Annotated in this window: 21 protein-coding genes and 1 other RNA gene; 15 read left to right on the plus strand and 7 right to left on the minus strand. The window is 56.7% G+C overall.

All coding sequences use genetic code 11. The features are described 5' to 3' along the window. Positions 1–15 precede the first annotated feature (15 nt). On the minus strand, positions 16–1,716 hold the full coding sequence (locus ACOTY9_RS17390; protein WP_088126519.1) for an SgrR family transcriptional regulator: 1,701 nt from the start codon (positions 1,714–1,716) through the stop codon (positions 16–18). 100 nt (positions 1,717–1,816) lie between these two features. Between ACOTY9_RS17390 and cof the strand changes: the two genes are divergently transcribed. Then, positions 1,817–2,635, plus strand: a complete 819-nt coding sequence (gene cof / locus ACOTY9_RS17395; RefSeq protein WP_348565984.1) for an HMP-PP phosphatase — start codon at positions 1,817–1,819, stop codon at positions 2,633–2,635. Between the two features lie 41 nt (positions 2,636–2,676). Here the strand turns inward: cof and ACOTY9_RS17400 are convergent, their stop codons facing one another. Further along, entirely contained in the window at positions 2,677–3,723 is a 1,047-nt protein-coding gene (locus ACOTY9_RS17400; protein ID WP_045281687.1) for a PLP-dependent cysteine synthase family protein, read from the minus strand. 115 nt (positions 3,724–3,838) lie between these two features. Here ACOTY9_RS17400 and ACOTY9_RS17405 point away from each other — a divergent pair, with 115 nt between their 5' ends. The 5 genes from ACOTY9_RS17405 (at position 3,839) to amtB (ending at position 9,755) form a co-directional block, all read left to right on the plus strand. Next, the gene (locus ACOTY9_RS17405; RefSeq protein ID WP_008503307.1) at positions 3,839–4,297 is read left to right on the plus strand and encodes an Lrp/AsnC family transcriptional regulator; all 459 of its coding nucleotides are present in this window, start codon (positions 3,839–3,841) and stop codon (positions 4,295–4,297) included. A 30-nt stretch (positions 4,298–4,327) separates the two neighbouring features. Beyond that, entirely contained in the window at positions 4,328–6,100 is a 1,773-nt protein-coding gene (locus ACOTY9_RS17410; protein WP_045134720.1) for a SmdA family multidrug ABC transporter permease/ATP-binding protein, read from the plus strand. Then, positions 6,093–7,874, plus strand: coding sequence for a SmdB family multidrug efflux ABC transporter permease/ATP-binding protein (locus ACOTY9_RS17415; RefSeq protein WP_014882786.1), 1,782 nt, complete (start codon positions 6,093–6,095; stop codon positions 7,872–7,874). Before ACOTY9_RS17410 ends, ACOTY9_RS17415 begins: the two co-directional genes overlap by 8 nt. 220 nt (positions 7,875–8,094) lie before the next feature. Then, complete coding sequence (glnK, locus tag ACOTY9_RS17420; RefSeq protein ID WP_008503304.1) at positions 8,095–8,433, plus strand: P-II family nitrogen regulator; 339 nt, start codon at positions 8,095–8,097, stop codon at positions 8,431–8,433. 35 nt (positions 8,434–8,468) lie between these two features. Continuing rightward, a complete protein-coding gene (gene amtB, locus ACOTY9_RS17425) occupies positions 8,469–9,755 on the plus strand; it encodes an ammonium transporter AmtB (RefSeq protein ID WP_014882787.1) in 1,287 nt (428 codons plus the stop codon). 95 nt (positions 9,756–9,850) lie between these two features. Here amtB and tesB read toward each other — a convergent pair whose 3' ends face one another. Continuing rightward, positions 9,851–10,711: an acyl-CoA thioesterase II gene (tesB, locus tag ACOTY9_RS17430; protein ID WP_014882788.1), complete on the minus strand. Its 861-nt coding sequence runs from the start codon at positions 10,709–10,711 to the stop codon at positions 9,851–9,853. A gap of 203 nt (positions 10,712–10,914) precedes the next feature. On the opposite strand from tesB, the gene ACOTY9_RS17435 reads away from it, so the two are divergent. Beyond that, positions 10,915–11,442 carry a YbaY family lipoprotein gene (locus ACOTY9_RS17435; RefSeq protein ID WP_014882789.1) on the plus strand — a complete coding sequence of 176 codons (528 nt, stop codon included), beginning with the start codon at positions 10,915–10,917 and terminating at the stop codon, positions 11,440–11,442. Between the two features lie 33 nt (positions 11,443–11,475). On the opposite strand, the gene ACOTY9_RS17440 is transcribed toward ACOTY9_RS17435, so the two are convergent. Next, entirely contained in the window at positions 11,476–11,787 is a 312-nt protein-coding gene (locus ACOTY9_RS17440) for an MGMT family protein (protein WP_014882790.1), read from the minus strand. 170 nt (positions 11,788–11,957) lie between these two features. On the opposite strand from ACOTY9_RS17440, the gene ffs reads away from it, so the two are divergent. From ffs to ACOTY9_RS17455, 3 genes are all read left to right on the plus strand, one after another. Continuing rightward, an RNA gene (gene ffs, locus ACOTY9_RS17445) (signal recognition particle sRNA small type) lies at positions 11,958–12,054 on the plus strand. 261 nt (positions 12,055–12,315) lie between these two features. Next, positions 12,316–12,567 (plus strand): hypothetical protein, encoded by a 252-nt coding sequence (locus ACOTY9_RS17450; protein ID WP_023310587.1) that lies wholly within the window; start codon positions 12,316–12,318, stop codon positions 12,565–12,567. Then, complete coding sequence (locus ACOTY9_RS17455; protein ID WP_023310588.1) at positions 12,564–12,779, plus strand: hypothetical protein; 216 nt, start codon at positions 12,564–12,566, stop codon at positions 12,777–12,779. The genes ACOTY9_RS17450 and ACOTY9_RS17455 overlap by 4 nt, the downstream gene beginning before the upstream one ends. A gap of 81 nt (positions 12,780–12,860) precedes the next feature. On the opposite strand, the gene ACOTY9_RS17460 is transcribed toward ACOTY9_RS17455, so the two are convergent. Further along, positions 12,861–14,282, minus strand: a complete 1,422-nt coding sequence (locus tag ACOTY9_RS17460; RefSeq protein WP_348565985.1) for a PLP-dependent aminotransferase family protein — start codon at positions 14,280–14,282, stop codon at positions 12,861–12,863. An 87-nt stretch (positions 14,283–14,369) separates the two neighbouring features. Here ACOTY9_RS17460 and ACOTY9_RS17465 point away from each other — a divergent pair, with 87 nt between their 5' ends. The 3 genes from ACOTY9_RS17465 to ACOTY9_RS17475 all read left to right on the plus strand — a co-directional run bounded on the left by ACOTY9_RS17465 (position 14,370) and on the right by ACOTY9_RS17475 (position 19,323). Further along, positions 14,370–14,981, plus strand: a complete 612-nt coding sequence (locus ACOTY9_RS17465; protein ID WP_014882793.1) for a YczE/YyaS/YitT family protein — start codon at positions 14,370–14,372, stop codon at positions 14,979–14,981. Between the two features lie 76 nt (positions 14,982–15,057). Then, entirely contained in the window at positions 15,058–16,128 is a 1,071-nt protein-coding gene (locus ACOTY9_RS17470) for a LacI family DNA-binding transcriptional regulator (protein ID WP_348565986.1), read from the plus strand. Between the two features lie 102 nt (positions 16,129–16,230). Next, on the plus strand, positions 16,231–19,323 hold the full coding sequence (locus ACOTY9_RS17475) for a beta-galactosidase (protein ID WP_348565987.1): 3,093 nt from the start codon (positions 16,231–16,233) through the stop codon (positions 19,321–19,323). Positions 19,324–19,360: 37 nt separating this feature from the next. On the opposite strand, the gene ACOTY9_RS17480 is transcribed toward ACOTY9_RS17475, so the two are convergent. Beyond that, positions 19,361–20,926: an EAL domain-containing protein gene (locus ACOTY9_RS17480; RefSeq protein WP_348565988.1), complete on the minus strand. Its 1,566-nt coding sequence runs from the start codon at positions 20,924–20,926 to the stop codon at positions 19,361–19,363. 221 nt (positions 20,927–21,147) lie between these two features. Here ACOTY9_RS17480 and ACOTY9_RS17485 point away from each other — a divergent pair, with 221 nt between their 5' ends. After that, on the plus strand, positions 21,148–21,408 hold the full coding sequence (locus ACOTY9_RS17485; RefSeq protein ID WP_010428154.1) for a type B 50S ribosomal protein L31: 261 nt from the start codon (positions 21,148–21,150) through the stop codon (positions 21,406–21,408). Between the two features lie 2 nt (positions 21,409–21,410). After that, a complete protein-coding gene (ykgO, locus tag ACOTY9_RS17490) occupies positions 21,411–21,551 on the plus strand; it encodes a type B 50S ribosomal protein L36 (RefSeq protein ID WP_003859006.1) in 141 nt (46 codons plus the stop codon). Here the strand turns inward: ykgO and ACOTY9_RS17495 are convergent. Continuing rightward, positions 21,548–22,258, minus strand: a complete 711-nt coding sequence (locus ACOTY9_RS17495) for a GNAT family protein (protein WP_348565989.1) — start codon at positions 22,256–22,258, stop codon at positions 21,548–21,550. The two genes, ykgO and ACOTY9_RS17495, sit on opposite strands and share 4 nt — an antisense overlap. Between the last annotated feature and the right edge of the window lie 63 nt (positions 22,259–22,321).

Raw genomic sequence — 22,321 nt, forward strand, 5'->3', positions numbered from 1 at the left:
CGGCGACCAGCTTCTTCACGATTTGGGGGCAGGCAGCCAGGCTTCGGTAAAATCAAACCAGCCGCGGGTGTTAAGGCGTATCCCGTTTACGCCTGGCGGCGCGCTGATTTGATACTGATAATTAAAGAGCGGCGTCAACACCGCGTTCTCCATTAAGCGGCTGAAAATGGCTTGCAGCCCCGCGTGCCGGTCCCGGGACTCGGCTTGGGCCTGCACCGCATCCAGCGTGGCTTGCAAATGGGCGTAAGCCGGTGCGCTTAACACATGCGGCCAAAGCGCATCACAGCGGAGCCACTGCTCAAGCGTATACGCTGGCGCTTCGCCAATCAGCTTATCTCCCATCATGATGTCTGCATCGGCAAGCTGCTGGCATCCATCCCACGTCTTCGCGTCGTGAAAGATGACGGTCAATTCACAACCCTGCAGGGCGAGGTACTCCTTCAGCTGGCTGGCCATGGTGTGAAGCTCAACGGGCAGATGATAAACCAGCGTCAACGCCTCAGGGAGGGCAATGTCCGTTAAATCAGGCCATTCCGGGATTGTCCAGCCGGGAAGCAGTTCATGAGTTGGCGTGATGAGCCCTTCGTTGAGCGGAAGCGTGTGCAGAAGCCTGGAGAGATGAATGATATTAATCAGCCGCTTTGCCTGGATCTCACTCAGCCGCGCGCTCTGTTTCATCGTGAGATAACAGAAGCCCAGGCTGGTGCTGCTGCTCACCAGCCGCAGGCTTTCGAGCTCATCGGCCTCGCCAATGGCGATTTGCACCGGGTGGCGACAGCTGGTACCCAGCCTGTAATCAAAAAGCTGGGGAGTGATCCAGTACTCGATGGCCTTAAGCAGCGGATGACTCAGGTGGTACTGCTCATGGCTTTCCAGGCGTACCAGGTCGGGCTCAAAGAGGGTCAACCGGAAGGGACCACTGCCGACGACCGGGCGATCGGGATGCGCCAGACGGCTACAGTAGGTTGCCAGCCTGTGCGCCAGCCAGTAGTCCGGTTGATGTAAAACAAACGTCAGACATTGCGGATGTGTGGTTTCGACAGACAAGACGCTCTGAAAAAGCGTTCGCATGATGGGCTGCGCTAACAACGCCGTCAGGCTTCGCTGGAGTTGCGCCGTTTCTATTTTATCGCCGTCATGCCAGTGCAGCGTGGAGCGAATATAGAAATGCCAGCGCAGCCCGTCAGCAGAGACCTCCCAGTGATGCGCCAGATCGCCGGTGGGTTCACTGCTGTTACCGTTAAATCGCGTCAAGCCTGAGAACACCTGTCCTGCCAGATGTTGCTCGGCCCGGCCCGGTAAAAAACCCGGCTGAAGGGGTTCCAGCGAGCGATAGTAGGGGATGCGCAGCGTCGGCGTGTCGTTTTGCCATTGCCCACCCAAAAACGGATGCAGTAACGAACGCAGCTCGTCAGGCGCAAGCTGGGCCAGCTCCAGCGCGTTATGCTGCTGTCCGCTCTTCAGCGCTTCTTCCATCATCATATTGCGCAGGGACTCCGGGGTGGCATGGAACGTCAGTTCGCCGCGCTTGCCGCGACCAGACTGCGCGCGCCAGCTCAGCCAGCCCGCCTCCTGAGCCTGACGCAGCAGCGTTCGGACATGCCGCTCGCTACAAAAACAGCGGGCTGCCAGCTCGCTGATAGTGACCTGCTGCGTCGCACCTTCGGACGGCTGCCATAAACGGTGATACTGGTTAAGACGGTTAAGCTGACGCATAGAAACCCGGAACAATAATTATCATCTATTCACTATTACTTCCGTATATCTCACCTGATACTGATGCACAAGCTAATCGCATCACATTTCAGGAGTCATCATGGCCCGCCTCGCTGCATTTGATATGGACGGCACGCTGTTAATGCCGGATCACCGTCTGGGAGAGAAAACGCTGAGTGCCCTGAAGCGCCTGCGCGAGCGAGATGTCACTCTGACATTTGCCACCGGCCGACATGTTCTGGAGATGCGCCATTTACTGGGCGCGTTTTCTCTTGATGCTTTTCTGATCACCGGAAACGGAACGCGCATTCACACCGTCGAAGGGGAGGTACTGCACCGTCAGGATCTTAACCCGGAAGTGGCGGATATCGTCCTGCACAGCACCTGGGACACACAGGCCAGTGTCCACGTTTTTAACGATCAAGGCTGGTTTACCGGAAGCGAAATCCCCGAGTTACTGCATGCGCATGTCTATAGCGGTTTTAAATATCAGCTTATCGATCTGCGCCGGATCCCCGCCCACGCGGTGACCAAGATTTGCTTCTGTGGCGATCACGACGATCTGCGACGCCTGCGCATCCAGTTAAATGAGGCGCTCGGCAACCGGGCGCATCTGACCTTCTCGGCGGTAGATTGTCTGGAAGTATTACGCGTGGGCTGTAACAAAGGTTCCGCCCTGGCGGTACTGAGCGACCATCTGGGCTTAACGCTGCAGGATTGTATGGCATTTGGCGACGCCATGAATGACCGAGAGATGCTGGGCAGCGTGGGGCGCGGCTTGATTATGGGGAATGCGATGCCGCAGCTGATTGCCGAGCTTCCTCATCTGCCCGTTATCGGACACTGCGGTAACGAAGCGGTGTCCCATTTTTTGACTCATTGGCTGGACAACAACAACCTCCCTTATTCCCCCGAATAGCGAGCGCCTTCCAGCAAGCCAGACGTCGGTCTGGCTTTTTTTTATTTCAGCAGCTGTGCAATCTGCACTTTCCACGGCGTGATGTCGCCGATGTTAGCCTGTACCCATTCTGCATTGTAGTAGGTCTCAAGGTAGCGCTCGCCGCTGTCGCACAGCAGCGTGACGATGGAGCCGGTACGCCCTTCCTCACGCATGCGTGCCGCCAGATGCAGTGCGCCCCACATATTGGTGCCTGTCGATGCCCCGACTTTGCGGCCAAGCTGGGTTTCCAGCCAGTGTGCGGTTGCCACGCTGGCGGCATCCGGCACGCGCAGCATTTCATCCACTACATCCGGGATGAATGACGGTTCCACGCGCGGGCGGCCAATTCCTTCAATTTTACTGCCTGACGGGCTGCGAAGATCGGCATCGCGGCTCTGCCAGTAGTCGAGGAACACCGAGTTTTGCGGGTCAACCACCATCAGTTGGGTATCGTAGCCCTGACAGCGAATGTAGCGTCCTATGGTGGCTGAGGTGCCACCGGTACCGGCGCTCATCACAATGTACGACGGCACGGGGTGCGGCTCGTGGGTCATCTGGCGGAAAATACTGTCAGCGATGTTGTTATTGCCGCGCCAGTCCGTTGCGCGTTCGGCGAAGGTAAACTGGTCCATATAGTGGCCGTTGAGCTCACGGGCCAGCATTTCAGAGGCGGCGTAGATTTCGCAGGCACTCTCAACGAAGTGGCAGCGACCGCCGTAAAATTCGATCTGCTCGATTTTGCGTTTTGCAGTGCAGGAGGGCATCACCGCGATAAACGGCAGGCCCAGCAGGCGGGCAAAATAGGCTTCGGACACGGCGGTTGAACCGGACGAGGATTCAATAATGGGAGTGCCTTCTTTGATCCAGCCGTTACATAAACCGTATAAAAACAGTGAGCGCGCCAGGCGATGCTTCAGGCTGCCGGTCGGATGGGTGCTTTCATCCTTCAGATAGAGCTGAATACCGTCAAATCCCGGCAGGGAAAGGCGGATCAGGTGGGTATCCGCCGAACGCTGGTAGTCGGCATTGATTTCGCTGATGGCATGTTTAACCCAGGTGCTATTCATCGTAATTATCCGTTTGTCATTTTGTGCCCAGCATAGCGAAAAGCACAGAAAAAATTGTTGCTATCTGGCCTTTAAAATAGAATGAAGGGAGAAAAATTTTCTCTGTGAGGTGGGTATGCTAGATAAAATTGACCGTAAGCTCCTTTCCTTGCTGCAAAGTGACTGTACCCTCTCTTTGCAGGCGCTGGCAGATGCCGTTAATCTGACCACCACACCGTGCTGGAAGCGCCTTAAGAAGCTCGAAGATGATGGCATTTTGCTGGGGCGCGTCGCGCTGCTCGATCCCGAAAAACTGGGGCTTGGGTTGACGGCATTTGTGCTGATTAAAACCCAGCACCACAGCAGCGAGTGGTATTGCCGCTTTGTTACTCAGGTCTCTGAGATGCCCGAGGTGCTCGGTTTCTGGCGAATGGCCGGCGAGTACGATTACCTGATGCGCGTCCAGGTGGCAGACATGAAGCGCTATGATGACTTCTACAAGCGGCTGGTGAACAGCGTCCCGGGCTTATCAGACGTTACCTCAAGCTTCGCCATGGAACAGATTAAGTACACCACAGCCTTACCCATTGAATAACTTCGTAAAAAACCTTCAGGAACAAACCGCGTGCGATTATTTGCCCAATTAAGCTGGTACTTTCGTCGGGAGTGGCAACGCTACCTCGGTGCAGTGGCCCTGCTTATTATCATTGCCATTCTGCAGCTGATCCCGCCGAAAGTGGTGGGGTACGTCGTGGATGGCGTCACCGAACAGCATTACACCACCGCACGGGTGTTGATGTGGGTCGGCACGCTGGTGCTGACGGCCGTCATTGTTTATCTCCTGCGCTACGTCTGGCGCGTGCTGCTGTTTGGTGCGTCCTATCAGTTGGCCGTTGAGCTGCGTGAAGATTTTTACCGCCAGCTGAGCCGACAGCATCCCGAATTTTATCTGCGCCATCGCACCGGGGACCTCATCGCCCGAGCCACGAACGATGTTGATCGCGTGGTCTTCGCCGCCGGAGAAGGGGTATTAACGCTGGTGGATTCGCTGGTGATGGGCTGTGCGGTATTGATTGTCATGTCCACGCAGATCAGCTGGCAGTTGACCCTTCTGGCGCTGCTGCCGATGCCGCTGATGGCATTGGCGATCAATCGCTACGGCGAACAGCTGCACGAGCGCTTCAAACTGGCGCAGGCGGCATTTTCGTCTCTGAACGATCGCACTCAGGAGAGCATGACCAGCATTCGCATGATCAAAGCCTTTGGTCTGGAGGACCGGCAGTCCGCGCTGTTTGCCGCCGATGCGGCAGACACGGGGGCGAAGAACATGCGCGTCGCGCGCATTGACGCCCGTTTTGACCCGACAATCTATGTTGCGATTGGCATGGCTAACCTGCTGGCTATCGGAGGCGGTAGCTGGATGGTGGTACAGGGGACGTTAACCCTGGGACAATTGACCAGTTTTGCGATGTATCTCGGGCTGATGATCTGGCCGATGCTGGCTTTAGCCTGGATGTTCAACATTGTGGAGCGGGGCAGCGCCGCCTACAGCCGCATTCGCGCCATGCTGGCCGAAGCGCCGGTGGTGACTGACGGCAGCGAAGCGGTCCCGGAAGGGCGTGGCGTAATGAAGGTCGACGTCCGTCAATTTGTCTATCCGCAGACGGCGCATCCGGTACTGGAGAACGTTAGCTTTACGCTTCAGCCCGGCCAGATGTTGGGTATTTGTGGTCCGACGGGGGCCGGAAAAAGTACCGTCCTCTCTCTGCTCCAGCGCCACTTTGACGTCACCGAAGGGGATATTCGTTTCCATGATATCCCCCTGAAGAACCTGCTGCTGGATGAGTGGCGTGGCCGCCTGGCGGTGGTCAGCCAGACGCCGTTTTTATTTTCGGACACCGTGGCGAATAACATCGCCCTCGGATGCCCTGCGGCGACGCAGGAGGAGATCGAGCATGTGGCGCGTTTAGCCAGCGTGCATGATGATATTTTGCGTCTGCCGCAGGGGTACGAAACGGAAGTCGGAGAGCGTGGCGTCATGCTGTCCGGCGGGCAGAAACAGCGTATTTCGATTGCCCGTGCGCTGCTGCTGAATGCCGAAATCCTGATCCTGGATGATGCGCTCTCCGCTGTGGATGGCCGTACCGAGCACCAGATCCTGCATAACCTGCGTCAGTGGGGTGACGGTCGCACGGTGATTATCAGCGCTCACCGTTTGTCGGCGCTGACCGAAGCCAGCGAAATTCTGGTATTGCAGCACGGGCACATTGCCCAGCGCGGGCAGCATGAAAATCTTGTTGAGCAACCGGGCTGGTATCGCGATATGTATCGCTATCAACAGCTTGAAGCGGCGCTGGACGATGCCCCCGAACAGAATGAGGAGGCCGCTAATGCGTAAGCTCGGAACGATGTGGCCGACGCTCAAACGTCTGCTGGCCTACGGCTCGCCGTGGCGTAAACCGCTGTCCGTGGCCGTGCTTTTACTCTGGATAGCGGCGATTGCAGAAGTGAGCGGGCCGCTGCTCATCAGTTACTTTATCGACAATATGGTCGCCAAAAGCTACCTGCCCCTGGGGCTGGTGGCGGGTTTAGGCGTCGCTTACGTTGGGTTACAGCTGACGGCTGCAGGGCTGCACTATGCGCAGTCGCTGCTGTTTAACCGCGCAGCCGTCGGTGTCGTTCAGCAGCTGCGTACGGATGTAATGGACGCCGCGCTTCGCCAGCCGCTCAGCGAGTTTGATATTCAGCCGGTCGGGCAGGTTATCTCCCGGGTAACCAACGATACCGAGGTGATCCGCGATCTGTACGTCACCGTGGTGGCGACGGTGCTCCGCAGCGCGGCGCTGATTGGTGCGATGCTGGTGGCAATGTTCAGTCTCGACTGGCGCATGGCGCTGGTGGCGATCACGATCTTCCCGGCGGTGCTGATCGTCATGGTCATCTACCAGCGCTACAGCACGCCAATCGTGCGTCGGGTACGAGCCTATCTGGCCGACATCAACGATGGCTTCAACGAAGTCATCAACGGCATGAGCGTTATCCAGCAGTTCCGCCAGCAGGCGCGCTTTGGTGAACGGATGGGCGAAGCCAGCCGCTCGCACTATATGGCACGCATGCAGACGCTGCGGCTTGACGGTTTTCTGCTGCGTCCGCTGCTGAGCCTTTTCTCTGCGCTGGTGCTTTGCGGTCTCCTGATGCTGTTTGGGCTGAGCGCTAACGGTACGATTGAAGTGGGGGTGCTGTACGCCTTTATTAGCTATCTGGGGCGCCTTAACGAACCGCTGATCGAGCTCACCACCCAGCAGTCTATGCTGCAACAGGCGGTGGTCGCCGGTGAGCGTGTGTTCGAGCTGATGGACAGGCCGCGACAGGCCTACGGCAACGATGAGCGACCTTTGCAAAGCGGTGCCATTGATTTTGATAATGTCTCGTTTGCCTATCGCGAAGACCGGCTGGTGTTGCAGGATATCTCACTTGATGTTCCGTCGCGTGGTTTCGTGGCGCTGGTGGGCCATACGGGAAGCGGTAAGAGTACCCTCGCCAGCCTGTTAATGGGGTACTACCCGGTTACGCACGGTGAAATCCGGATCGACGGACGTCCGCTCGCGTCTCTTAGCCACAACGTGTTGCGTAAAGGCGTCGCGATGGTGCAGCAGGATCCGGTCGTCCTGGCCGATACCTTCTATGCGAACGTGACCCTGGGGCGGGACTACACGCAAGAGCAGGTCTGGGAGGTACTGGAAAAAGTGCAGCTGGCGGATCTGGCGCGCGGGTTTAGTGAGGGGATCAATACGAAGCTGGGCGAGCAGGGGAACAATCTCTCCGTCGGGCAAAAACAGCTCCTCGCCCTGGCGCGGGTGTTGATTGAAACGCCGCAGGTTCTGATTCTGGATGAAGCGACAGCCAGTATTGACTCCGGTACCGAGCAGGCCATCCAGCAGGCGCTGTCGGCCGTGCGTGACCATACGACGCTGGTGGTGATTGCCCACCGTCTTTCCACCATCGTTGATGCCGATACCATTCTGGTGCTACATCGCGGCCAGGCCGTTGAACGGGGTACGCACCGTGAACTGCTGGAAGCCAAGGGACGTTACTGGCAGATGTATCAGCTTCAGCTGGCAGGCGAAGAGCTGGCGGCAAGCGTGCGTGAGGAAGAATCGCTGAGCGCCTGATGCACCAAAATGAGGCGACGCGCTAACAGTCATTCCTGTTGGTGCAAAACGGAAACGCACCCTGCACCGGCATGGTGCGTTTTTTTTCACCGGTTCGTTTATCAAGGCCGTGTAGCGCTCTTTGCACCGCAGTTCCTTCTGGTTTTCATTTCTGGCACACCCCTTGCAATACCTTCTGCGTAAGCTGCGGCCATTACCGAATTCTGACTGGAGGGGATCTATGAAGCTGGTTACGGTTGTAATCAAACCATTCAAACTCGAAGACGTGCGTGAAGCGTTGTCTTCCATGGGTATTCAGGGACTGACTGTCACCGAAGTGAAAGGCTTTGGTCGTCAGAAGGGTCATGCCGAGCTTTACCGCGGGGCGGAATACAGCGTTAACTTTCTGCCAAAAGTAAAAATTGATGTCGCGATTGCTGACGATCAGCTTGATGAAGTCATTGATGTCATTAGCAAAGCGGCCTACACAGGCAAAATTGGCGACGGCAAAATTTTCGTTGCCGAACTGCAGCGCGTCATTCGCATTCGTACCGGCGAATCTGACGAAGCGGCACTGTAAGTAACTCCTGGCACACAGTGATAGGGATCGAGAAAATGAAGATAGCAACACTTAAAACGGGTCTGGGTTCGCTGGCACTGCTGCCGGGCCTCGCGCTGGCTGCCCCTGCGGTGGCAGATAAAGCCGATAACGCCTTTATGATGATCAGCACCGCGCTGGTGCTGTTCATGTCAATTCCGGGGATTGCCCTGTTCTACGGCGGTCTGATCCGTGGCAAAAACGTTCTCTCCATGCTGACCCAGGTAGCCGTGACCTTCGCACTGGTCTGCGTGCTGTGGGTGGTTTACGGTTACTCGCTGGCCTTTGGCACCGGCAACGCCTTCTTCGGTAACTTTGACTGGGTGATGCTGAAAAATATTGAGCTGACCGCGCTGATGGGCAGCTTCTACCAGTATATTCACGTTGCGTTCCAGGGCTCGTTCGCCTGCATCACCGTCGGGCTGATTGTAGGCGCACTGGCCGAGCGTATACGTTTCTCTGCCGTTCTGATCTTTGTGGTGGTCTGGCTGACGCTCTCCTATGTGCCGATTGCGCACATGGTCTGGGGCGGCGGTCTGCTGGCAACGCACGGCGCGCTGGACTTCGCGGGCGGTACCGTCGTACATATCAACGCTGCGGTAGCGGGTCTGGTTGGCGCATACCTGATCGGCAAACGCGTGGGCTTCGGTAAAGAAGCGTTCAAACCGCACAACCTGCCGATGGTCTTTACCGGTACCGCGATCCTCTACTTTGGCTGGTTTGGCTTCAACGCCGGGTCTGCAAGCGCAGCAAACGAAATCGCCGCGCTGGCCTTCGTGAACACCGTCGTGGCCACAGCCGGTGCGATCCTCTCCTGGGTCTTCGGTGAGTGGGCGGTGCGCGGTAAACCTTCCCTGCTGGGTGCCTGTTCTGGCGCAATCGCGGGCCTGGTCGGTATCACGCCTGCCTGTGGTTATGTGGGTGTCGGTGGTGCGCTGCTGGTAGGTTTGGTTGCAGGTCTTGCAGGTCTGTGGGGCGTTACGGCACTGAAACGCGTGCTGCGCGTTGATGACCCTTGCGATGTATTTGGTGTGCACGGTGTGTGCGGCATCGTCGGCTGTATCATGACCGGTATCTTCGCCGCGAAATCGCTGGGTGGCGTGGGCTATGCAGAAGGTGTCACTATGGTTCATCAGGTACTGGTGCAGCTGGAAAGTATTGCTATCACTGTGGTGTGGTCTGCCGTTGTCGCTTTTATTGGCTACAAGCTGGCGGACATGACTGTGGGTCTGCGCGTACCGGAAGAGCAGGAGCGCGAAGGTCTGGATGTGAACAGCCACGGTGAGAATGCGTATAACGCATAACCAACAGCAAAACGGCAATCTCGATTGCCGTTTTTAATGTTTATTCCCTCTCCCTGTGGGAGAGGGCCAGGGTGAGGGCATCAGGCCGCACGTTATTAACCGCGATTACGCATTACCCCTTCCTGCACCGTTGAAGCGACCAGCACGCCGTCCTGCGTATAAAACTCTCCACGCACAAACCCGCGAGCGCTCGATGCCGACGTACTCTCCACGCTGTAAAGCAGCCACTCATTCATGTTGAAGGGACGGTGGAACCACATGGAGTGGTCGATGGTCGCGACCTGCATCCCTTTTTCGAGGAACCCGACGCCGTGCGGCTGCAGCGCCACCGGCAGAAAGTTAAAATCTGACGCATACCCGAGCAGATACTGATGCACGCGGAAATCTTCCGGCACGGTACCGTTGGCGCGGATCCAGACCTGACGTTTCGGCTCGGCGGTGTGACCCTTCATCGGGTTATGGAACTCGACGGGGCGGATCTCCAGCGGTTTATCGCACAGAAATTTCTCTTTGACCTGTGGCGGAAGCAAATGCGCCAGCGCACGGGCGATATCGGTCTCTGATTTGAGCGTGTCTGGCGACGGTGCCGGCGGCATCGTTTTCTGATGCTCGTATCCCGGTTCCGGTGCCTGGAACGAGGCGGTCATGTAGAAGATGGGCTTACCGTTCTGAATGGCCGCTACGCGGCGGGCACTGAAACTATTACCGTCACGCAGAACTTCAACATCATACACAATCGGTTTTGCGCTATCGCCAGGGCGTAAGAAATAGCTGTGGAACGAATGCACCAGACGGTCTGCCGGGACGGTCTCCTTTGCCGCGTACAGCGCTTGTCCAACGACTTGCCCACCGAAGACCTGGCGCAAGCCTAAATCTTCACTCTGTCCGCGAAAGAGTCCTTCCTCAATTTTTTCCAGATTCAGTAATGTCAGCAGATTGTTCAGTGCCTGACTCATAGTTGTCCTCAATAAACGCCGTAGCGAAAGATAGGCTGAGTATAACGCAGAAATGTAAGTGGTCCGATGGGTAGAATAATCTTAATATCGGCACGTTTTCAGGCATTAATCGGTGATCTGTGCCACACTTGAATACGTTATGTGATTGAAACGACATCGGATGGGATCGATCCCGCTGGTGCATTGATGATAAGGAGACTTCAATGAAACTCGTGCCTATGCTAAGTGGTGTAGCTATTGCGGTGGCGTTGTCCGCCTGTGCCGGTAAGAGCGCCCAGGTGCCGGTACCTGCAGCCGATCCAAACGGGATTAATACCCTTTCACAGCAATCCATTCAGCAGCCTAATGTTTCCGGTACCATCTGGATCAAACAGAGAGTCGCTTTACCGCCGGATGCGGTATTAACGGTCACGCTGTCTGATGCTTCTCTGGCCGACGCGCCGTCGAAAGTCCTGGCTCAGCGTGCGGTTCGTACTGAAGGTAAGCAGGCGCCATTTAGCTTCGTCCTGCCATATAACCCGTCAGACGTACAGCCGAATGCCCGTATCCTGCTGAGTGCCGCGGTAACGATCAACGATAAGCTGGTCTTTATTACCGATACGGTTCAGGAAGCCATTAACCACGGTGGGACTAAAGTCGACCTGAATCTGGTTCCCGTACAGCAAACCGAAGTGCCGGTTGCTCCACAGACCAATCAGCCGTCCCTGCCAACCCCACCGACCCAGATGTAATTGTTGCTATCACCCTCTCCTTCGGGGGAGGGGTTAGTACACCCAGCGGTACTTTTGCAAATCTATCTGTCCCGATCCCGATACCTGCACACCCTCTGACAGTAATGCCTGGCGCTGACGCTGGAGATCCGGTCCGGTCAGCGAGATGGCACCATGACGATTCACCACGCGATGCCAGGGCAGCGTGCTTCCTTCCGGCAGCCGTTTAAGGACGCCGCCTACCTGTCGCGCCGCGCGCGGTGAACCGGCCAGCTGTGCGACATCACCATAGGTTGTGACGTAGCCTTCCGGGATTGAGGCCACAATTTGCCATACGCGCTGGGGAAAGGAGTCGTGTTCGTCCATACCTGCACCTGTGGGGATCATCTGGACAGCCATGGTAAACGAAGATTGCCCTGATTGCTGCGTCTGTTTGCGCAATAAACCAGCATCCGGTTCCGGGTCGCTTGCAATTGGGTCTTCGCACAGGGATAATGCGCCAGCGCGTTGGTTATCAACGCTCTCAATGGGGGCTCTGTTGGTTCTCCCGCAACGCTACTCTGTTCACCAGGTCAGGTCCGGAAGGAAGCAGCCAGGGCAGACGACGTGGGTGCCGGGATGTAGCTGGCAGGGCCCCCACCCATTTACGGCCTCGTACAAACCTTCCTGCGTTACCTCTCTCTGTAGTCATTATTCCACAATACTATAACGCCTATACGCTGTAATATATATTTCATCGTGCTGAAATATTATTGTCATAAACCTGTAATAATAGACTGGCATTTTATAATTGGACGTCTATTTAACACCAAAATTCAAAAAAATATAAATCTGGATAACAGTGTTAACTTCGTGTATTACATAAAGTACTTATTCCGAAGGGAAGTGACAAACATGGCTACTGCGGTTTTAAATGTTAAAATTGACGACGCGCTAAAAGAAAGGCTTCGCCACTATGCGGAAGTGAATAACGAGAATTTAAGCGTGACCACAGAGAAACTGCTGCTGCTGGCGTTTGAAGCAGTAGAAGAGGCGGGAGTATCGGAAGAAGATATTGATAATCAGCATACGGAAGAAGAGAGTGTTTCTCCTTTTACTCCTAAAGAAATCAAAGCACTACGTAAACTTCTGAAGAAGAGAAAATGAAACAACAACTGTCAACTGCCAGTGACTACAACGAGGCCTGCGATCTCTTGCGCTCAGGCTATGTGAAGCATGTACGTCTTGGCTGGAATGTTGGAAGCGATGAGTTCTTTCGTATTGCGTCTGACTGGTGTGATACCGGTGCAAAAATAAAGAAAGACGGTGATAACTTCGTTATTTCGCTGAAAGGTTTCCCTATTCCTCCGCAACATTAATTGTTGTCCAGTGAAAACTGCTGACTGCATATATTACAGTCAGCAGTTTTTATTTTATGATCCCCTTCAAACTTTTTATTCTTAAACCAGACTGCGTTTGATGGCTGGCTCATTTGAATGTAATACACGCCATAAGGGTTTAATCCGCAGTAACGCCGCTTCCATTTCCGCTGGCTCCAGCGAGAAGGGCATGCGCAAAAAGCGGTCAAACGCCCCCGATAAGCCAAACCGTGTGCCCGTTCCCAGGTTAATCCCGATGATTTCTGCCCGCGCGGCAAGCTGTGTCGCCAGCATGCCGGGAAGTTCGATCCAGTAAGAAAGTCCGCCTTCCGCCTCATGGAATCGCCACTCGGGAAAATGTTCACGCAGCAGTTCACTGCATCGATCGCGCCGTTCCGCAAGCATCTTGCGGCGAGCGGGCAGAAAACGTTCGCTATTGTTGATAAGCCACAGCGTCGCCAGTTGCTCCAGCAGCGGCGAGCCCAGATCAAGCGTATCTCGCGTCTGGGCGAGGGTGGCGATGGTACGTGAAGAGGCGCGGATCCAGCCGAGACGCAGCCCGCCCCAGAAGCTTTTTCCGGCGGAGCCTAATGTCATGACGGTTGCCTCCCGGTTAAATGATGCCAGCGGTGGCGGTGGGGGCGAGTCAAACCAGAGATCGACCATCGTTTCATCTACAACCAGCGTCGTGCGGGTTTGTGCGGCAATATCGGCGATCGCCTGACGGGTGGCGATATCCATACAACGCCCGGTTGGGTTGTGAAAATCAGGCATCAGGTAAGCCAGGCGCGGTGCGGTCTGGGCAAGCGTGGCGGCAAAACCATCCGTGTCCCAGTCTGTATCCGGCAGCGACACCCCAACGGGCCGGCACTGCGCCCCCTGAATGGCGGCAATCGCCAGCGGATAGGTGGGGTGATCGACCACGACGCGATCTCCCGGCCCGGTTAACATCCGCAATATCAGCGCAAAACCGCTGACGGCACCGTTGACCACCATGACTTCGTCTGCGCGGGTGGGAAGACCCCGTTCGGTATAGCGTGCCGCTATAGCTTCCCGAAGCGCAGGCAGCCCAAGCTGGTCATAGCCCGTCAGCGAGAGGTGCTGGGTAATAGCCGTCAGCGCGTGGGTATAAGCCTGGTGGATCTCTGGCCCGGCATTGAGGGCGGCAGTGGAGAGATCCAGTGCGGCACTCGCCGCTGAAAGGGTAGGAACGGCGCGCGTATCCGGGAGGATCACGCGCGACCCGCTGCCGTGGCGGCTTTCAAGATATCCCTCCTCGCGCAGATGGGCGAGGGCGCTGCTGACGGTGGTCCGGCTCACGTCCAGCGCCGTAGCCAGCTCACGCTCACCCGGCAGTCGCGTATTTAATGCCAGTCGGCCATCAAGGATTAACAGACGCAACGCGTCAGCCAGCTGGCGCCAGAGCGGGGTGCGGGATGAAGCTTGCTGCCAGTGGCCTAAAAGGCGTACCAGAGACTGACTTCCAAAGCGGCGTGATGACATATGCAGTCCACTATTTGAAAACTGGACATTAATCATAGTGCCATTTTAGGTCAGGATGAAAGCCTGGTTATCGGGAGAAGATAAAAAATGGTACGTCGTCTGCTACAACTTTATGTCGGTTTGGGTCTGTATGGCCTCTCTACCACGATGTTTATTCGCTCGGATCTGGGGGTTGATCCGTGGGATGTATTTCACCTTGGCGTCGGGCTGCAGCTGGGGATGAGTATCGGGACGGTGATCATTTTGACCGGCGCTGCGGTGCTGCTGCTGTGGATCCCCCTGCGCCAGATGCCCGGACTCGGCACGATCAGTAACGTGATTTGTATCGGTCTGGCGGCAGACGCCAGCATGGCGCTCATCCCCGAGCTGAGTTCGTTACCTGTGCGAATCGCTTTCCTGGTATCGGGCATTGTGATGAACGCGATTGCCACCAGTATGTACATTGGTGCCGGTTTCGGGCCCGGCCCGCGCGATGGTCTGATGACAGGCATTCACGCCCGGCTGGGCTGGTCCATTCGCAGCGTGCGAACCACAATCGAAGTGTCCGTCCTGCTGATTGGGTGCGTGCTTGGCGGTACGTTTGGCGTAGGAACCGTACTGTATGCCCTGACCATTGGTCCGCTTATTCAGCTCTGTATGCCCTGGTTCCGCCAGAAGTCGCGCAATGAGAACGTTCCTCAGCCGGAACGGGTTGTTTAATTTGCGAAGCGCTCACATGTTTTAACGGCATCGCTGTGGCAGAATAGTCGCTTCGACTATCGCGATGCCAGAATGCATGAAAGCAATCACTCTTTATGATGTCGCCTCCCTTGCGGGGGTTTCTTATCAGACCGTTTCCCGCGTGATTAACGACGCGGAGCATGTCTCTGCCCGCACGCGGGAAAAGGTGCAGCAGGCAATGGCGGAACTGCACTATGTGCCTAACCTGCGGGCACAACAGCTGGCGGGTAAACGCACCCGTACGCTGGGTCTTATTACGACCGATCTGGCGCTGCACGCGCCTTCACAAATCGTCTCGGCGGTAAAATCCCGGGCAGCGGAACAGGGGGCGAGTGTCCTCATTTCCATGGTAGAGCAACCGCACCAGTGTCAGGCCGCGCTTCAGGCGTTGCTGGCGCAGCGGGTGGAAGCACTGCTGGTCAATGTGCCGCTTGACGATCCTCACGCCGAACAGCTCAGGGCGCTGGCATCGCCCGTTCCGGTGCTGTTTCTGGATGTATCGCCCTCAGCGCAGGTAAACAGCCTCGTGTTTAACGCAGAGGAGGGGGCGCGTCTGGGCGTTGATCATCTGCTTTCGCTGGGGCATCAGCATATTGCTTTGTTGAGCGGACCGGAAAGCTCGGTCTCTGCGCGTGCGCGTCTGGCCGGATGGCAAGCGACGCTGGCACAGGCCGGCCTTGACGCGGTTGCCGTGGAATACGGTGACTGGAGCGCGGCCAGCGGTTATGAAAAAGGGCATATGCTGCTGTCGGGTACGGTATTACCGGAGGCGATTCTGGTGGCGAACGATCAAATGGCGCTTGGGGTGATGCGCGCCTGCGCGGAAAAAGGGGTAGCGATCCCTGGCCAGCTATCGGTAGTCGGGTTTGACGATACGGCCGACAGTGCCTGGTTTTCGCCGCCGCTGACGACCGTTCGCCAGGCGTTTCGCCAGGCGGGCGAACGCAGCGTGACGTGGCTGCTGGACCCCCTCCAGGGCGATGCGTGCTGGCAGGTTCAGCTGCCGGTTACGCTGGTGATCCGTCACTCCACCGCGCGCCGCCATCCGCAGCAGGCCGAACAAGAGGATCTGGCGGAGCAGCTCAGACGCCTGGCTCTCCTGGCAGAGCAGCTTGCGCGTAAATAAAACTTTGTGATCTGACTCGCTGCTCCGCGATGGAATGCTTTACCCTCGCTCAGTGCCAGGGCATGTTAACCAAAATTGTGAGCGCTTCGCAAAGAGGTTAGTATGCCCAACACTTTATCACCGACGCTCGGTGCCATTCTGGCCCGACGGGACTGGGAAAACCCCGGCGTTACCCAGTGGAACCGGCTGTCGGCTCATGCGCCGTTACACAGCTGGTGCCATGAATCCTCGGCCCTGAACGACGAGGAGTCAGTCAGCAGACGTTCTCTTAACGGGGCGTGGCGGTTTAATTATTTTCCTGCACCCGAGCAAGTCCCGGAGGCATGGGTAACGGAAGATTGCGCGGACGCCGTTGCGATGCCCGTGCCGTCTAACTGGCAGATGCAGGGATTTGACACGCCCATCTACACCAACGTCACCTATCCCATTCCCGTCACGCCGCCTTTTGTTCCGCAAGAGAACCCAACCGGATGTTACTCGCTCACATTTGAGGTGGATGACGCCTGGCTCCACGGCGGGCAAACCCGCATTATCTTTGACGGCGTGAACTCGGCGTTTCATCTTTGGTGCAACGGACAGTGGATAGGCTATTCCCAGGACAGCCGCTTGCCCGCCGAATTCGATCTCTCGGCGGCGCTGCGCGCCGGGGAGAACCGCCTGGCGGTCATGGTACTGCGCTGGTGCGACGGCAGTTATCTTGAAGACCAGGACATGTGGCGGATGAGCGGCATTTTCCGCGACGTCACTTTGCTGCATAAACCCGAAACGCAGATCGCCGATTACCATGTGTTGACGGACCTGAACGCTGAGCTGGACCGCGCGGTGCTGAAAGTGGCGGTCGCGCTGACAGGCGCTCGCTACGCGGAGTGCGATGTCACGATAACGCTGTGGCGCAACGGTGAACGCTGTGCCAGCGCGACCCAGCGGCCAGGCTCTGCCATTGTGGACGAGCGCGGCGGCTGGGCTGAGCGGTTAACGGTGGCGATCCCCGTCGAGCACCCTGCGCTGTGGAGTGCTGAAACGCCGGAACTGTATCGCCTGACGATTGCGCTTCTCAACTCGCAGGGTGAGGTGGTCGAGGTCGAGGCATGCGACGTTGGCTTCCGCCGCGTTGACGTCAGCAATGGCCTGCTCAAGCTCAACGGTAAACCGCTGCTGATCCGCGGCGTTAACCGACATGAGCACCACCCTGAAAACGGCCAGGTGATGGATGAAGCAACCATGCGTCGCGATATCGAAATCATGAAGCAGCACAACTTCAACGCCGTGCGCTGCTCGCACTATCCTAATCATCCGCTGTGGTACCGGCTTTGCGATCGTTATGGGCTGTACGTCGTTGACGAAGCGAATATCGAAACGCACGGTATGGTGCCGATGAGCCGCCTCGCTGACGATCCGCGCTGGCTACCTGCCATGAGCGAGCGCGTGACCCGCATGGTGCAGCGCGACCGAAATCATCCTTCGATTATTATCTGGTCGCTGGGCAATGAATCCGGCCACGGTGCGAACCACGATGCGCTGTACCGCTGGCTGAAAACCACCGACCCGACGCGCCCGGTGCAGTATGAAGGCGGCGGGGCGAATACGGCAGCGACCGATATTGTCTGCCCGATGTACGCCCGGGTCGATCAGGATCAGCCTTTCCCGGCAGTACCTAAATGGTCAATCAAGAAATGGATCGGCATGCCGGATGAAACGCGTCCGCTGATCCTCTGCGAATACGCCCACGCGATGGGCAACAGCTTTGGTGGGTTTGCGAAATACTGGCAGGCGTTTCGCAATCATCCTCGCCTGCAGGGCGGGTTTGTCTGGGACTGGGTCGATCAGGCCCTGACGAAGCAAGACGAAAAGGGTAACGCGTTCTGGGCGTACGGCGGAGACTTTGGCGATAAGCCGAACGATCGGCAGTTCTGCCTCAATGGTCTGGTATTCCCCGACCGAACCCCGCATCCGGCGCTGTACGAAGCGCAGCGCGCCCAGCAGTTTTTTACCTTTACGCTGGTGAGCACTGCTCCGCTGGTGATTGAGGTGCAAAGCGGCTACCTGTTCCGCCACACCGATAACGAGGTGCTGAGCTGGACGATTGCACGTGATGGAGAGGTGCTGGCCGCGGGCGAGGTCACGCTCGCGATGGCTCCCGAGGGCACCCAGCGTCTGGAGCTCGATCTGCCTGCGCCGAAGGCCGGGCCGGGAGAGGTTTGGCTGAATGTTGAGGTTCGCCAGCCGCGGGCAACGCCGTGGTCACCGGCTGGCCATCGCTGCGCGTGGGAGCAGTGGCCGCTCCCGGTTCCTCTCTTTATTGCGCCGACAGTGTCTGCGGGCGAACCTCCCGTGTTGACGCAACATGACCTCATGCTGGAGATAACGCATCAGCAGCAGCGCTGGCAGTTCGATTGCACTTCCGGAAACCTGACCCAATGGTGGCGAGATGGCGTGGCACTGTTGATTTCACCCGTGACGGATAGCTTCAGCCGCGCGCCGTTGGATAATGACATTGGCGTGAGCGAAGCGACGAAAATCGATCCGAACGCGTGGGTTGAACGCTGGAAAGCAGCGGGTATGTACGATCTCACCTCCCGCGTACTGTCCTGTGATGCAGAGCAGCATGCTCGCGAGGTGGTGGTCAATACCCTGCATGTCTGGGAGTACCACGGCAAAGCGCTGTTCCTGAGCCGTAAAACCTGGCGGGTGGACGAGCAGGGCGTTCTGCATGGTGATATTCAGGTCGATATGGCGTCTGATATCCCGGAACCCGCGCGGATTGGCCTGAGCGTTCATCTCGCCGAAGCGCCGGAAAACGTTCACTGGCTGGGGTTGGGGCCGCACGAAAATTACCCGGACAGAAAGCTGGCGGCACAGCAGGGGCGCTGGACATTGCCCCTGGAGGCGATGCACACGCCGTATATCTTCCCGACGGAAAATGGTTTGCGCTGCGATACCCGCGAACTTGTGGCAGGAACGCATCTGCTGAATGGCCGGTTCCACTTCTCAATAAGCCGCTACAGCCAGCAGCAGTTGCGCGAGACGACCCATCATCACCTGTTGCGCGAAGAGCCGGGGTGTTGGCTCAACCTCGACGCGTTCCACATGGGCGTGGGCGGCGATGACTCCTGGAGCCCCAGCGTCTCGCCGGAATTTCTCCTGCAGACGCGCCAGCTTCGTTATCGCTTCATCTGGCGTCAGAAGGCGGTCTGACGGGCAGTCCCGCGGCCATATTTTGTGTCCGCGGGGCTTAGTCAGAATACTTCCCGAGGTTATTTTCTGCCCACAGAATAAATTCCGTCTTTGGCAGCGCCTTACTGTAGAACCACCCCTGCCCATACTGCACCCCATGACGGTGCAGCCACGCGAGCTGCCCTTCGGTCTCGACACCCTCCGCCACCATCGCCAGCTTCAGCGATTTCGCCATTTCAATAATGTGCGGCGTGACGTTTTTGTACTCCAGCGCATCCACGAACGATTTATCAATTTTGAGCGTATCTACGTCGAGATCCTGCAGATAGCTCAGGCTGGAGTAGCCTGTGCCAAAGTCATCAATATAGACAGGGTGACCGGAATGGCGCAGCGCGGCGATAGCCGGGGCGCTAATGTTGGGATCGGCAAAGCCGCGTTCGGTGAGCTCAAGGGCGATTTGTCGGGGGTGAATTTGCCATTTATTCATTAACTGACTCAGCAATGGCGGCAGTTTGCCGGAGGTCAAATCGGCGGGGGCGAGATTAATGGAGATATGCTGTTCGGGGTGGTGTTGCAACCAGTGGCCCATATCTTCAAACACTTTTTCAATGACTAACTGCGTGAGCTGCGAGATGAGCCCGGTTTGTTCAGCAAGGGGAACAAAAATATCCGGTGAGAGGCTGCTGCCATCTGGCTGAGGCCAGCGCGCCAGCGCCTCTGCCCCCACCACTTTCCCGCTACAGAGCGCCACGATGGGCTGATAGTGAACCACAAAATCCCGGCTGTTAATGGCGTCAAGCAGGCGATTGCGGGGCGACTGGATGCGACGCAGTATCCGCAAGACAAACAGTGCGGCGAGCAAACTTATCAACATGCCAAACGGTAACCAGAAAAGGAGTTGCCTGTGCCAGGTATCAGCCAAAGGTTTGAGCGGAGCCCAGGTCACGACGTTAAAGCCCAACTCAGGGACAGGCTTCATCACGTACATTGAACCGTTGTACTGGACGCGGTCTCCCTCTCGTTCCTGAATCATCTCGCGGATATGCGGCGCGAGTGGATTAGTGCTGGCAAAAATGCGGTGTGTTGCGGTTCCGACCAGGGCGGCATCGATGGCTATTTCCCCGAAGGGGATCACATCCACCAGCGAGTCAGGATCGATCATGACAAGGTAGCGGCCTTTGCCCAGCACAACCATGTAGCGGTGAAATCCCAGATCGTTTTGCGCCGTCAGCCATGCGCTGTAACCATCCCGGGTAATGCGCGTTGGTGGGGGGAAGGGGGAGGCATGGCTGGATTGCTCCAGCGAGGAGCAGCGTGGTTTCAGGTTGTCGGTATAGATCGCTTCCTGGACATATCGCCAGGAAAACGCGGCCCGGCGCATCTCTTTTAAATGCGAAGGGCTGCACGGCACGCCGTCATACGTTTGCAGATGATTAAGCGCATCTTTTGCCTGAGCCAGGACCCTGTCGGTTCGTATCAGCACACGAGAAGCATAGTTATCCAGCGCATCGACAAATTTCTCTTCCGCCTGGCGATGCGCCAGCCAGATGCTCAGGCAAATGGGAACCAGCACAGAAAAGATAAGTATGCCAGTCACCAGACTGACCAGATGTCGGGTGTTCATGCTGTCGTTTCCTTTCTCATATGTCGAAATCCGGACGCTGAGTTCCCTGCCTGAAGAGAAAGATTTTACCGCGAAATGATACAGTTATAGCACGTGGGCGGCCTGGTTTTTATTTTATCTCAGGTAAACCTGTAAAATATCAGTGGCAAAAGGGGGGTTGTTTTTTCAACAAGGGCTGGATATTATTTTGTTATGTTATAACAAAACATGAGAGATTGATGATGAAACCCGATATCCATCCAGCGTATCGCACTGTGGTATTCCACGACACCAGTGCCAATGAATACTTTAAAGTCGGCTCAACCATTAAAACTGACCGCGAAATTGAACTCGACGGTGAAACGTATCCATACATCACCATCGAGGTTTCTTCGAAATCGCACCCGTTTTATACCGGTAAGCAAAAAACGTTCTCCACAGATGGCAGCGCGGCGCGCTTCCGTAAGCGTTTTGGCGGTTTTCTTAATGCGAAGCGGGGGTAATGATGCAGGTGCTTAACTCATTGCGCAGTGCAAAACAGCGTCACCCGGATTGCCAGATAGTCAAACGCAAGGGACGCTTATATGTGATTTGCAAATCCAATCCGCGCTTTAAGGCGGTTCAGGGGCGTAAGAAAAGACGCTAGGCGCGTATTTCTCGCCAGCTTTCCAGGGATCTTTTCTGTTTGCCATCGGCGGTAAAATTGTCGGTGGCAAGCCAGCCTTCAAAGGCGCTCGCCAGCGCCGGCCACTCTTTGTCGAGAATCGAAAACCAGTCGGTATCCCGGTTACGGCCTTTTATGACCAGCGCCTGGCGAAACCGCCCTTCAAACTGAAAACCCAGGCGCAGTGCGGCTTTGCGTGAAGGTGCGTTCAGGCTGTTGCACTTCCATTCGTATCGCCGATAGCCCAGGGTATCAAACACGTACCGCATCAGCAGGTATTGCGCTTCTGTCGACATTGGCGTGCGGCTCAACAGGGGCGAGAAATGAACGTGACCCACCTCCACGACGCCGTTTTTCGAATCGATCCGCATCAGGGCCAGCGTTCCCACCGGAGACTGGGTCTGATTATCAATGACGGCAAAGTGCATCGGGTCAGATAAGTCACTCACGCTCGCCACCCATTTGGCATATTCAGCGGCCGTGGCATCAGGTTCGCGCAGCAGCCACGTCCAGCTACGGGTGTCTTCGGCCAGGGAATAGGCGGAGAAGAGCGCCTCGGCATGCGCCACGCGCAGCGGTTCAAGCCGACAAAAACGCCCCTGCAGTACCACCCGGGACGGATGGGGTCGAGGCTGCCAGTCGATAAGGGCGTCGCCCACGGGTTGTCCAAACTCATTGAATGTCTTCATCTTCATTTCCGTGACGTTGAAAAGAGCTTCAGACTAGTGAATTGCTGGTTCCTTAAAAAGCAC

It is taken from the genome of Enterobacter cloacae complex sp. SHL012, from assembly GCF_049237505.1.
Lineage (GTDB): Bacteria > Pseudomonadota > Gammaproteobacteria > Enterobacterales > Enterobacteriaceae > Enterobacter > Enterobacter kobei.

Bases quoted from the DNA above. Each gene is read 5' to 3' on its own strand.
- glnK (WP_008503304.1), top strand. From the start codon at position 8,095: ATGAAGCTGGTTACGGTTGTAATCAAACCATTCAAACTCGAAGACGTG.
- ACOTY9_RS17475 (WP_348565987.1), top strand. From the start codon at position 16,231: ATGCCCAACACTTTATCACCGACGCTCGGTGCCATTCTGGCCCGACGG.
- ACOTY9_RS17405 (WP_008503307.1), top strand. From the start codon at position 3,839: ATGCTAGATAAAATTGACCGTAAGCTCCTTTCCTTGCTGCAAAGTGAC.
- ACOTY9_RS17435 (WP_014882789.1), top strand. From the start codon at position 10,915: ATGAAACTCGTGCCTATGCTAAGTGGTGTAGCTATTGCGGTGGCGTTG.
- ykgO (WP_003859006.1), top strand. From the start codon at position 21,411: ATGCAGGTGCTTAACTCATTGCGCAGTGCAAAACAGCGTCACCCGGAT.
- ACOTY9_RS17495 (WP_348565989.1), bottom strand. From the start codon at position 22,258: ATGAAGACATTCAATGAGTTTGGACAACCCGTGGGCGACGCCCTTATC.
- ACOTY9_RS17480 (WP_348565988.1), bottom strand. From the start codon at position 20,926: ATGAACACCCGACATCTGGTCAGTCTGGTGACTGGCATACTTATCTTT.
- ACOTY9_RS17455 (WP_023310588.1), top strand. From the start codon at position 12,564: ATGAAACAACAACTGTCAACTGCCAGTGACTACAACGAGGCCTGCGAT.
- ACOTY9_RS17470 (WP_348565986.1), top strand. From the start codon at position 15,058: ATGAAAGCAATCACTCTTTATGATGTCGCCTCCCTTGCGGGGGTTTCT.
- ACOTY9_RS17415 (WP_014882786.1), top strand. From the start codon at position 6,093: ATGCGTAAGCTCGGAACGATGTGGCCGACGCTCAAACGTCTGCTGGCC.
- ACOTY9_RS17390 (WP_088126519.1), bottom strand. From the start codon at position 1,716: ATGCGTCAGCTTAACCGTCTTAACCAGTATCACCGTTTATGGCAGCCG.
- ACOTY9_RS17440 (WP_014882790.1), bottom strand. From the start codon at position 11,787: ATGGACGAACACGACTCCTTTCCCCAGCGCGTATGGCAAATTGTGGCC.
- ACOTY9_RS17450 (WP_023310587.1), top strand. From the start codon at position 12,316: ATGGCTACTGCGGTTTTAAATGTTAAAATTGACGACGCGCTAAAAGAA.
- tesB (WP_014882788.1), bottom strand. From the start codon at position 10,711: ATGAGTCAGGCACTGAACAATCTGCTGACATTACTGAATCTGGAAAAA.
- cof (WP_348565984.1), top strand. From the start codon at position 1,817: ATGGCCCGCCTCGCTGCATTTGATATGGACGGCACGCTGTTAATGCCG.
- ACOTY9_RS17400 (WP_045281687.1), bottom strand. From the start codon at position 3,723: ATGAATAGCACCTGGGTTAAACATGCCATCAGCGAAATCAATGCCGAC.
- ACOTY9_RS17460 (WP_348565985.1), bottom strand. From the start codon at position 14,282: ATGTCATCACGCCGCTTTGGAAGTCAGTCTCTGGTACGCCTTTTAGGC.
- ACOTY9_RS17465 (WP_014882793.1), top strand. From the start codon at position 14,370: ATGGTACGTCGTCTGCTACAACTTTATGTCGGTTTGGGTCTGTATGGC.
- amtB (WP_014882787.1), top strand. From the start codon at position 8,469: ATGAAGATAGCAACACTTAAAACGGGTCTGGGTTCGCTGGCACTGCTG.
- ACOTY9_RS17485 (WP_010428154.1), top strand. From the start codon at position 21,148: ATGAAACCCGATATCCATCCAGCGTATCGCACTGTGGTATTCCACGAC.